The organism is Agromyces sp. P1_H4 (assembly GCF_056405255.1).
The window spans coordinates 1-9969 of sequence record NZ_JBFUCL010000121.1; the positions used below are offsets into that span (position 1 = coordinate 1).

At 72.9% G+C, this 9969-nt stretch carries 10 protein-coding genes; 6 read left to right on the plus strand and 4 right to left on the minus strand.

From position 1 onward, the window contains the following. From dapE to AC1DY2_RS09405, 3 genes are all read left to right on the plus strand, one after another. Positions 1–1036, plus strand: a 1036-nt coding sequence (gene dapE / locus AC1DY2_RS09395) for a succinyl-diaminopimelate desuccinylase (RefSeq protein ID WP_476762177.1), incomplete at its 5' end; no start/stop codon positions are given. After that, entirely contained in the window at positions 1026–2285 is a 1260-nt protein-coding gene (locus AC1DY2_RS09400; RefSeq protein WP_476762178.1) for a hypothetical protein, read from the plus strand. The genes dapE and AC1DY2_RS09400, both read left to right, overlap by 11 nt. A 160-nt stretch (positions 2286–2445) precedes the next feature. Further along, positions 2446–2619, plus strand: a complete 174-nt coding sequence (locus tag AC1DY2_RS09405; RefSeq protein WP_067875042.1) for a DUF3117 domain-containing protein — start codon at positions 2446–2448, stop codon at positions 2617–2619. Between the two features lies 1 nt (position 2620). On the opposite strand, the gene AC1DY2_RS09410 is transcribed toward AC1DY2_RS09405, so the two are convergent. Further along, a complete protein-coding gene (locus tag AC1DY2_RS09410; RefSeq protein ID WP_309979788.1) occupies positions 2621–3253 on the minus strand; it encodes an O-methyltransferase in 633 nt (210 codons plus the stop codon). Positions 3254–3344: 91 nt separating this feature from the next. Between AC1DY2_RS09410 and AC1DY2_RS09415 the strand changes: the two genes are divergently transcribed. After that, a complete protein-coding gene (locus AC1DY2_RS09415) occupies positions 3345–3740 on the plus strand; it encodes a sec-independent translocase (RefSeq protein WP_309979785.1) in 396 nt (131 codons plus the stop codon). 18 nt (positions 3741–3758) lie between these two features. Here the strand turns inward: AC1DY2_RS09415 and AC1DY2_RS09420 are convergent, their stop codons facing one another. Continuing rightward, entirely contained in the window at positions 3759–5309 is a 1551-nt protein-coding gene (locus tag AC1DY2_RS09420) for a succinic semialdehyde dehydrogenase (RefSeq protein ID WP_476762179.1), read from the minus strand. 56 nt (positions 5310–5365) lie between these two features. Between AC1DY2_RS09420 and AC1DY2_RS09425 the strand changes: the two genes are divergently transcribed. Together AC1DY2_RS09425 and AC1DY2_RS09430 are read left to right on the plus strand one after the other, a co-directional pair. After that, complete coding sequence (locus AC1DY2_RS09425) at positions 5366–6736, plus strand: MFS transporter (protein WP_476762180.1); 1371 nt, start codon at positions 5366–5368, stop codon at positions 6734–6736. After that, complete coding sequence (locus AC1DY2_RS09430) at positions 6733–8256, plus strand: pyridoxal phosphate-dependent decarboxylase family protein (protein ID WP_476762181.1); 1524 nt, start codon at positions 6733–6735, stop codon at positions 8254–8256. Before AC1DY2_RS09425 ends, AC1DY2_RS09430 begins: the two co-directional genes overlap by 4 nt. Positions 8257–8272: 16 nt before the next feature. On the opposite strand, the gene AC1DY2_RS09435 is transcribed toward AC1DY2_RS09430, so the two are convergent. Continuing rightward, positions 8273–9166: a hypothetical protein gene (locus AC1DY2_RS09435; RefSeq protein ID WP_476762182.1), complete on the minus strand. Its 894-nt coding sequence runs from the start codon at positions 9164–9166 to the stop codon at positions 8273–8275. A gap of 16 nt (positions 9167–9182) precedes the next feature. Continuing rightward, positions 9183–9969: Mrp/NBP35 family ATP-binding protein (locus tag AC1DY2_RS09440; protein WP_476762183.1), on the minus strand; the 787-nt coding region annotated here is incomplete at its 5' end.

Here is a 9969-nt window from a genome sequence, read left to right on the forward strand (position 1 = left end):
GGCGATCTGCGACGTGCCGAGCGTGTCGGGCGACGAGACCCGCCTCGCCGACCTCGTGGTCGAGGCCCTGGCCGGTGCCGCGCACCTCGAGCTCATCCGCGACGGTGACACCGTGGTGGCGCGCACGAACCTCGGCCGGGAGCGGCGGGTCGTCATCGCCGGGCATCTCGACACGGTGCCGATCAACGAGAACCTGCCGACCCGCTTCGAGACCATCGACGGCCAGCAGTACCTCTGGGGCCGCGGCACGGTCGACATGAAGGCGGGGGTCGCCGTGCAGTTGAAGCTCGCGCTCGAGCTCGTGGACCCCGTCGTCGACCTCACGTGGATGTGGTACGACCACGAGGAGGTCTCGGCCGAGCTCAACGGCCTGGGCCGACTCGCGCGCCACCGCCCCGAGCTCTTCGCCGGTGACTTCGCGATCCTCGGCGAGCCGTCGAACGCGCGGGTCGAGGGCGGATGCAACGGCAACCTCCGTGTCGAGCTGCGGGCGTACGGCCGGCGGGCCCACTCGGCGCGCAGCTGGGTGGGGGAGAACGCGATCCACAAGCTCGCCCCGGCGCTCGAGCGCCTCGCGGCGTACGAGGCCGCGACCGTCGAGGTCGACGGCCTCGAGTACCGCGAGGGCCTCAACGCGGTGGGCGTGACCGGCGGAGTGGCGGGCAACGTGATCCCCGACGAGGCGATGCTGCACGTGAACTACCGGTTCGCGCCGAGCCGTTCGGTCGCCGAGGCGATCGAGCTCGTGCGGGGGCTCTTCCCCGAGTACGAGCTCACCGTCGTCGACGAGGCCGAGGGCGCGCGCCCCGGACTCGACGACCCCCTCGCACAGCACTTCGTTCGCGCGGTCGGCGGCGAGGCGCGGCCGAAGTACGGGTGGACGGATGTCGCGCGCTTCAGCGCCCTCGGCATCCCTGCGGTGAACTTCGGGCCCGGCGATCCGCTCAAGGCGCACGCCGACGACGAGCGCGTCGCGACCGACCAGATCCTCTCCTGCGAGCGCGCCCTGCGCGCATGGCTGACCGGTGGAGCCTGAGGCGCAGGGCACGGCGGCGCCCGCGCCGGGGAGGCGCGAGCGCGAGCCCGATCCGTTCCGGGTGACGCGCGCCTCGCCGAGGGTCCGGTGGCGGTTGCTGCCCTGGTGGGCGAAGGTCGTGCTCGTCTACGCCGCCGCCCGGGCCGTGACGACGGTGTTCGTGCTCCTCCTCGCGAACGAGCAGGGCCCCAACGCCTGGACGGGCGCACGGCCCGGGTACTTCGAGTACGCCAACCTCTGGGATGCGCGCTGGTACCAGATCGTCGCGCTCGGCGGATACCCGCGCGAGCTGCCGTACCCCGACGGCGTCCACGTCGGCGAGAACGCCTGGGCGTTCCTGCCCCTGTTTCCGGGGCTCACCGGGGTGCTCACGTGGCTCTCGATCCCGTGGAACGTCGCCTCGGTGGTCATCGCCGTCGCCGCCGGGCTCGGCGCGGCGCTCGTGTTCCACCGGCTCATGTCGCGGTTCCTCGAGCCCGACCGGGCGCTCTTCGCCGTGGTGCTCTTCTGCGTCGCGCCGGTCTCGCCGATCATGCAGTTCGGATACGCGGAGTCCCTCGGATTCCTCTGGCTCGCGCTGGCGCTCCTGCTGCTCGTCGAGCGGCGCTACGCCTGGTTGTTCCCGGTCGTGCTGGCCTGGTCGTTCACCCGGCCGGGCGCGCTCGCCTTCGCGCTCGCGCTCGTGCTGCACTGGGCGTGGCGCTGGATCCGGCGCGGCAGCGACCCGTTCCCCGTGCGCGACCGGGTGCTCGCGGCATCCGCTGCGGTCTTCGCCGGCCTGTCGGGGCTCGCATGGATCGGCGTCGCGTGGTGGGCGACCGGCGACCTGCACGCCTACACCGACACCGAGCTCGCATGGCGCTCGGCGTACATCGGCTACCGCGAGCTCGTGCCGTTCACGGCGTGGTTCCAGTCGGGGGACTGGTGGCTGGGCCAGCCGCTCGGCACGATCGCGGTGGTCGCGCTCATCGTGGGGTTCGGCCTGTTCCTCGCGTCGCCCGCGGTCGGGCGCCTCGGCGCCGACATCCGGTTCTGGTCCATCGCGTACGCCGTCTACCTGCTCGCGGTGTTCTTCCCGCAGTCGAGCACGTTCCGCATCCTCGCGCCGCTCTTCCCACTGCTCGGCGCACTGGCGCTTCCGAGGGCCCGCTGGTACCGGTGGAGCCTCGTGGTGCTCTTCCTCGTCCTGCAGGTGGGGTGGCTCCTCATTTGCTGGGGAGTGGACGGGCGCGACTGGACGCCGCCGTGATCGGAGCTGGTCGGCCTGATGAGCGCGCGAATCGGCGTCGGCGGATGCCGCTGCGCCGAGGCATCGGGGCAGCAAGCGTTCTCCACAGTCTCCCTGCGATTTCCCAGCACCGCTCGGGATGGCCGATAATAGGAAGGTCAGCCACGAAAGGGGTAGCTCAATGGCGGCCATGAAGCCACGCACCGGAGACGGGCCTATGGAGGCTGTGAAGGAGGGTCGACTCATCATCGTTCGAGTTCCACTCGAGGGTGGCGGTCGTCTCGTCGTCTCGGTGAACGACGCTGAGGCCAAGGAGCTCTACGACGTCCTCGGCGGCGTCGTGAACCCCGCCTGAGTCAGGCGCCCAGCTTCACGATCTGCAACAGGCCGTCTCCCGCAGGGGAGACGGCCGTTGCTACGGCGGAGGAGGCCGCGAGCTCGGCGATGAGCTCGCGGAAGGCGGTGGCCGCGTCGTCGCGACGAGCGGGATCGGCCACCCGCCCCTTCCAGAGCGCCCGCGCGACCAGCACGCTGCCGCCGGGCTTGGCCAGGCGCAGCCCGTGCTCGACGTACTCGATCACCGACGGGGCGTCCGCGTCGACGAAGACGACGTCGTAGGAGCTCTCGTTCATACGCGGCAGCACCTCGCTCGCGCGGCCGGCGATGAGGCGCACGCGCGCAGGCGCGATGCCGGCGTCCGCGAAGTGCTCGCGCGCCTGCTGCTGGTACTCGTTCTCGGTGTCGATCGAGGTGAGCATCGCGCCGCGCACCGTCTGCAGCATCCAGAGGCCCGACACGCCCACGCCGGTGCCGACCTCGATGATCGACTCGGCGCGTGCCGCAGCGGCGATCACCGCGAGCTGCGCACCCATCGCGGGTGAGACCGGCTCGATCCCGAGTTCGAGGGACTGCTGGCGTGCCCTGGCGACGGCATCGGTCTCGACGACCGAGTCGTCGACGTACTTCCAGTTCAGGTCTCGATCGGACACGTGCGGCTCCCGGTGAAAGGTCTCGACCCCCAAGCCTAGGGGCCGCGGGCGTACGGCGTTCGCACGCCTCGCCGCCGACTATCCTGTAGTGATGTTCGGTCTGACGTTCGAGAAGCTCCTCATCATCGGGGTGATCGCCGTCTTCCTGCTCGGGCCCGAACGCCTCCCGCACTACGCCGCGCAGCTCGGTCGCCTCGTGCGGTCGCTCCGCGACATGGCCGACGGCGCGAAGAACCGCGTGCGCGACGAGATGGGCCCCGACTTCGACGACGTCGACTGGAAGAAGCTCGACCCGCGCCAGTACGACCCGCGCCGCATCATCCGCGAGGCGCTGACCGACGTCGACCCGTTCGCCGAACCCGCGAAGCCGGTCGTCGCACGCTCCGCCGCAGCGGTCAACGAGAACTCCGCGTACCTGCAGCGAAAGCGCAAGCGCGAGGCACTCGGGGCGGACGAAGCGGCGCCCTACGACTCCGAGGCGACGTAGGTCGTTCCGCTTCCGGGGTCAGCGCCGACGCGCGGCGCGGAGGACCCGCGCGAGCAGCAGGAACGGGGCTGCGAGCACGTCGAAGTCGCGACCGGTGCGCGGCAGCGTGAGCAGGCCCGTCGCCGCCGAGATCGTGACGGGCTCGACGAACCGCAGCAGCCCCTCCGGTCCGTTCCGACGCCCCAGCCCTGAGGCCTTGATGCCGCCCATGGGCGCGTCGACCGAACCGAACGTGCCGCGGTAGCCCTCGTTGATGTTCACGCTGCCGGCCTCGAGCGCGTCGGCGACCCGCTGGCCCCGTCGGCGTGAGCCGGTGAGCACCGAGGCGTTCAGGCCGTACTCGCTCCCGTTCGCCGCGAGGATCGCCTCCTCCTCGGAGTCGACGAGGTAGAGCGACGCGACGGCGCCGAAGGTCTCCTCCGCGTACACGCGCATCTCGGGCGTCACGCCGGTGAGCACGGTCGGCTCGAAGAACCACGGCCCGATGTCGGGCCGCGGGCTCCCGCCGACGAGCACCGTCGCGCCCTTGGCGAGCGCGTCGTCGAGGTGGCCCCGGATGCGTTCGAGCTGCGCGGCGCTGGCCAGCGAGCCGTAGTCGGAAGAGAAGTCGAGCGAGGAGCCGAGGCTGGCGGAGCGCAGCCGTTCGACGAGTGCTGCGGTGAAGGGACCCGCGACCCGACGGTGCACGTAGATGCGCTCGATCGACACGCAGAGCTGGCCCATCGCGGAGAAGCACGCGTACGCGGCATCCGCTGCGGCCTGCTCGGGGTCGACGTCGTCGAGCACGATCATGGGGTTCTTGCCGCCGAGCTCGAGCGACGCGCCGACGAGGCGACGGCCCGCCTTCTCGGCGATGCGGCGCCCCGTGGCCGTGGAACCGGTGAAGCAGATGTAGTCGACCTGGTCGGTGAGCGCCTCGCCCACCTCGGCGGCCGGACCCGTGACCACGGCCCAGAGCGACTCGGGCACGCCGGCGTCGATGAACGCGCGCCGCAGCGCGAGGATGGTGAGGGCCCCCTGGTCGTCGGCCTTCTGCACGACGGCGCAGCCGGCCGCGAGTGCGGGAATCACGTCCATCGCGGCGAGGCTGAGCGCGTAGTTCCACGGCGTGATGACGCCCACGACGCCCTTGGCCCGGTAGCGCACCCGCGTCGTGGAGGCGAGCGGCACGCCGGCCCGGCGCGTGCGGCCGCGGAGCACCCGGTGCGCGGTGAGCGCGTTGTACCGGGTCACGGATGCCGCCTGGTACAGCTCCTCGAGGGCCTGGCCGCGCGTCTTGCCGCTCTCGAGYTGGGCGAGGTCGAGCAGCAGGTCGCCGCGCTCGAGCAGCAGGTCGTGAGCGCGCAGCAGGACGCGCCGGCGCTCGGCGAAGCCGGCCCGGGCCCACGCGAGCTGCGCGAGCCGGGCGCGGGCGACCGCGTCGCGCACGTCGTCGGCGCTCGAGCGGGGCAGCTCGTGGAGGGTCTCGCCGGTGGATGGCGTGGGGACGCCGATGGTCTCGGAACCCGAGGCGACGACGTCGTCGGTCAGGCTCGCGTACAGCTTCGGGTCAGCCGTGGTGGCGCGCATGAGCCACAGTCTAGGTCAATTGACCCACTTCGCCGCCGGATGGGTACACTGCCTCCATGACCGCACCGGAGCGATCCCTGTCCCGCGGCGTCGTGACCCGCTATGCGATCGGCTCGATCGGCACCGGAGGCTTCGCGACGTTGCCCGGCCTCGTGCTCGTGTTCTACCTCACCGACACCCTCGGCGTCACCGCCCTGGTGGCCGGACTCGTCGTCACCGCCGCCAAGGTGTGGGACGTCCTCATCGACCCGTGGATCGGCGAGCGCAGCGACCGGGCGCTGGCCGCGACCGGCACCCGGCGGGTGTGGATGGTCGTCGGCGCCTGCGCACTGCCCGTCGGGTTCGTGCTGACGTTCGCGGTTCCGGCCGGGCTCGCGCCCGCGGCATCCGGCGTCTGGGTCTTCCTCGCGTTCCTCGCCACCGCCACGGCGTTCAGCCTGTTCCAGGTGCCCTACATCGCGCTGCCCGCCGAGCTCACGCAGGACTACGACGGGCGCACGCGCCTGCTCACGTGGCGGGTCGTCGTGCTGACGATCGCGATCCTGCTGTTCGGCGCCGGCGGTCCGGAGGTGCGTTCGGCGTTCGCCGACGAGTACGTGGGCTACCTCGTGATGGCGATCGTCGCCGGGCTCGCCATCGGCATCGGCATGCTCGTGGCCACGACGACGGCCCCCCGCGGCCGTCCGGCACCGGATGCCGCGCCGCGCCGGTCGCTTCGGGCCGGGTACGCAGAGGGGCTCGCCGCGCTTCGACGCAGCGCCGGGTTCCGCACGCTGCTGTCGGCGTTCGTGCTGCAGGGGCTCGCCACGGGCCTCATGCTGGCGGGCGCGCAGTTCGTCGCGACGTGGGTGCTGCACGACCCGCGCGCGGTGACGTTCCTGTTCGTGGCGCTCATCGCGCCCGCGGTCGTGTTCGCGCCGGTGTGGGAGCGCGTCGCCCGCCGCGTCGGCAAGGAGCGCGGGTTCGCGTACGCCAGCGTGGTGTTCGCGGTCGCCGCGCTCGCGCTCGTCGGCATGCTGTGGGCACCGGGAGCCTGGGTGTACCTTCCGGTCGCGGTCGCCGGCGCCGCGTACGCGGGCATGCAGTCGCTGCCGATGGCGATGCTGCCCGACGTGATCTCGCACGACGCCCGCGAGCACGGCGAGGGTCGTGCCGGCAGCTTCGGCGGAGTGTGGACCGCGGGGGAGACGGCGGGCATGGCACTCGGTGCCACGCTGCTCACCCTCATGCTCGCGCTGACGGGCTACGTCGAGTCCGTCGGGTCCGCGGTCGTCGAGCAGCCGCCGGCGGCCGTCGCCGGCATCGTGCTGAGCTTCAGCGTGCTCCCCGCCGCCCTCGTGGGGCTGAGCCTCGTCGCCCTGCGTCGCTATCCGCTCCGCAGGGTGGACGTCCAAGCGGATGCCGCGGCCCAGGCGGTCGCGCGATGACCGCGTTCCGCCGGGATCCGGCCGACATCCTCGCCGAGCTCGAGACGCTCCGCGCCGGCGACGCGCCCACCCACGGTGGTCGCGTGCTGTCGTACGTCTACGACTCCGGCATGCCCGAGCTCGACGAGCTCGCCGCCGCCGCCGCGCGGCTCGTGCAGCCCGTGAACGGGCTCGACCCGACGACGTTCACGTCGGTCGCCGCCATGGAGTCGGGCCTCGTCGGCTTCGCGCGTCGCGTCTTCCACGGCGAGGACGAGGCCGGTGGCGTGGTCGTCGGGTCGGTGACCTCGGGCGGCACCGAGAGCTGCCTGCTCGCGGTGAAGTCGGCCCGAGACGTGTGGCGCTCGGCGCGCGCGGGGTCGCCGCGCACGCCGCGGCTCGTCGCCCCGGTCACGGTGCACGCCGCGTTCCACAAGGCGGCCGAGTACTTCGGGCTCGCCCTCGACCTCGTCCCCGTCGACCCGGCCACGGGCACGCTCACGCCGGCCGCGATCGAGGAGCGGCTCGGCGATGACGTCGCCCTCGTGGTGATGAGCGCCCCGTCGTACCCCTTCGCGAGCCTCGATCCCGTGTCCGACGTCGCAGCGGTCTGCGCTGCGCGCGGCATCGCCCTGCACGTCGACGCCTGCATCGGCGGCTTCGCGCTCGCGTTCTGGCCCGATGACCTGCCGGCGTGGGACCTCGCCGTCCCCGGTGTCACCAGCCTCTCGGCCGACCTGCACAAGTACGGCTACGCGCCGAAGGGCGTGTCGGTGCTGCTCACGCGCGGCCGCGACCGGCAGCGCCACCAGTACTTCGCGACCACGGGCTGGCCGGGATACCCCGTCGTCAATCCGACCATGACGGGGTCCAAGCCGGCTGGCCCGCTGGCCGCGGCGTGGTCGATCGCCGAAGCGCTCGGCGAAGCCGGATTCGCCGACCTCACCGCCCGTGCCGCGCGTGCGACCGAGGCGTTGCGCACGGTGGTCGAGGGCATCGAGGGGCTCCGCGTGGTCGGCGACCCCACGGGCCCCCTGTTCGCCGTGGCGACCGACGACGCCGTGGCGCCCGAGCGCAGGGTCGACCCGCACCACTGGGCCGACGCGACGCGAGGCTCGGGCTGGTTCCTGCAGCTGCAGCCCGGCATGGTGCAAGCCGATGGCACCCGACTGCCGCACACCACCCACCTCACGGTGACCCCCGTGACCGAGGGCGCGGTGCCCGAGCTCGCCGCGGCGCTCGTCGCCGCCGCGGACGTCGTGCGGGGCGAGCCGCCCGTCGACGGCGGTGCGCTGCTCGCCGGGCTGGCGGCGCAGCTGCCCGGCGGCCTCGATGCCCTCGCCGCGGCATCCGACGGGCTCGACTCCGATGCGGCGGCCTCACTGCTCGGCGCGTTCGGACTGCTCGGCGGCGATGGCGCCGGCGGTGCGCTGCCCGACCGCCTGGCACCGGTGCTCGCGCTCGTCGAGGCGCTGCCGGGTCCGCTCACCGAGCGACTGCTCGTCGAGCTGCTCGCGCGGGTCGTGGAGCCCCGCGGTTGACGCGGCGACGCGCGGATCAGGCGAGGCCGCAGCGCTCGCCGTAGTAGGCGTACAGCTCGGCCTTGAGGCCGTCGCTCGAGGGCACGTCGAGTCGGCCCGCCCGTCCGTCGCCGGCGGTGATCTCGAACGRCAGGATGGTGCCGCGCTTGTCGTCGGCGATGGCGTGCGCGTCGCACCGAGCCGGGCGCACGGGCAGGCTGAGGGTCGTGGGGGCGTCGCCGGCGGCCACGTCGATGCCGAGCGTCCAGTCGATGCCGTCCTCGGCGTTCAGCAGGGTCGTCCCGTAGATCCGCTCGATGCGCATGGTGGCGTCTCCGGATGCCACGGGCTCGACGACGACGTCGATGAACGCCCGGCGATCGGGGCCGGCGCCCGTCGAGCGGAGGTGCTCGGGCATCACGATCGTCGCGACGTCGGCGACGGATTCCGCGAGGCAGTCCGCGGCGTTCACGCGTGCGACGGTGTCGAACGGGTCGTCGGCGGTCAACGTTCCCGGGACGGAGTCGGAGTCCGCCGACGCGTCGTCCTCAGCAGTCGTGCGCCAGTCGAGCGTCACCTCCACCGGGCCGGGCTCGGCGTCGCAGCGGCTGGCGGGCAGGTCGAGGCGGATGTCGATCGCGCTCCCGGCGCCGACCTCGAACGGCTTGGTGCGGATCAGGCCGTCGTCGAGGGTCGGCGTCTTCACGACGAACCCGTCGACGGTCACCTCGTGGCCGGCGTCGTTCTCGAACCGCACCACGAGCCGGTGGCCGACGACGTCGAGCCGCCCCTGCTTGATCGACACCGAGAGTCCGTCGGGCGGCGTCGGGGTCGGTCGCAACGACGCCGGCGCGCATGACGCGAGCGCGAGCGGAAGCGAGACGGCGACGGCGACGAGCGCGGTCGACCGAGGGAGGCGGCGGCGCGGCATCCGACCCACGTCGGGCTCACCGCACCGAGACGTCGAGGCGACGGCCCCCGAGGGAGCGGGGCAGCGCGGCGAGCTGTGCGGCGACCTGCTCGATCGCCCGGGCGGCGGGGTCGTCGGGTGCCGACAGGACGACGGGGGTACCGGCATCGCCGCCCTGCCGCAATGCGATGCTGAGCGGCACGCTCGCGAGCAGCGGGACGGGGGCATCCTGTCCCTCGGACAGGCGATCGGCGACGAGCACGCCGCCGCCCGAGCCGAAGAGCTCCACCACGCGATCGGGTCCGGCGAAGCCGGACATGTTCTCGACCACGCCGACGAGTCGCTGGCCCGTCTGGCGGGCCACCACGCCCGACCGCTCGGCGACGTCGGCAGCGGCGGGCTGCGGCGTCGTGACGACCACGACCTCGGCGTTCGGCAACAGCTGCCCGAGCGAGATGGCGACGTCACCGGTCCCCGGTGGCAGGTCGACGAGGAGTACGTCGAGGTCGCCGAAGTAGACATCGGTGAGGAACTGGTTGAGCGTGCGGTGCAGCATCGGGCCGCGCCAGGCCACGGCGACCGACGACGCCCGGCCGCCGGGCTCCGTCGGCTCGACGAACATGCCGATCGAGATGACCTTCACGCCGTGCGCGACGGGCGGCAGGATCATCTCGTCGACCCGGGTCGGACGGGCGGCGTTGCCGTGCTCGTCGACGAGGCCCAGCAGGCCCGGGATGGAGAAGCCGTGCACGTCGGCGTCGACCAGCCCCACCGACAGCCCACGAGCCGCGAGGGCCACGGCGAGGTTCGCGGTGATCGTGGAC

Coding starts and splice junctions, on each gene's coding strand:
- AC1DY2_RS09405 (WP_067875042.1), top strand. CDS start 2,446: ATGGCGGCCATGAAGCCACGCACCGGAGACGGGCCTATGGAGGCTGTG.
- AC1DY2_RS09415 (WP_309979785.1), top strand. CDS start 3,345: ATGTTCGGTCTGACGTTCGAGAAGCTCCTCATCATCGGGGTGATCGCC.
- AC1DY2_RS09425 (WP_476762180.1), top strand. CDS start 5,366: ATGACCGCACCGGAGCGATCCCTGTCCCGCGGCGTCGTGACCCGCTAT.
- AC1DY2_RS09430 (WP_476762181.1), top strand. CDS start 6,733: ATGACCGCGTTCCGCCGGGATCCGGCCGACATCCTCGCCGAGCTCGAG.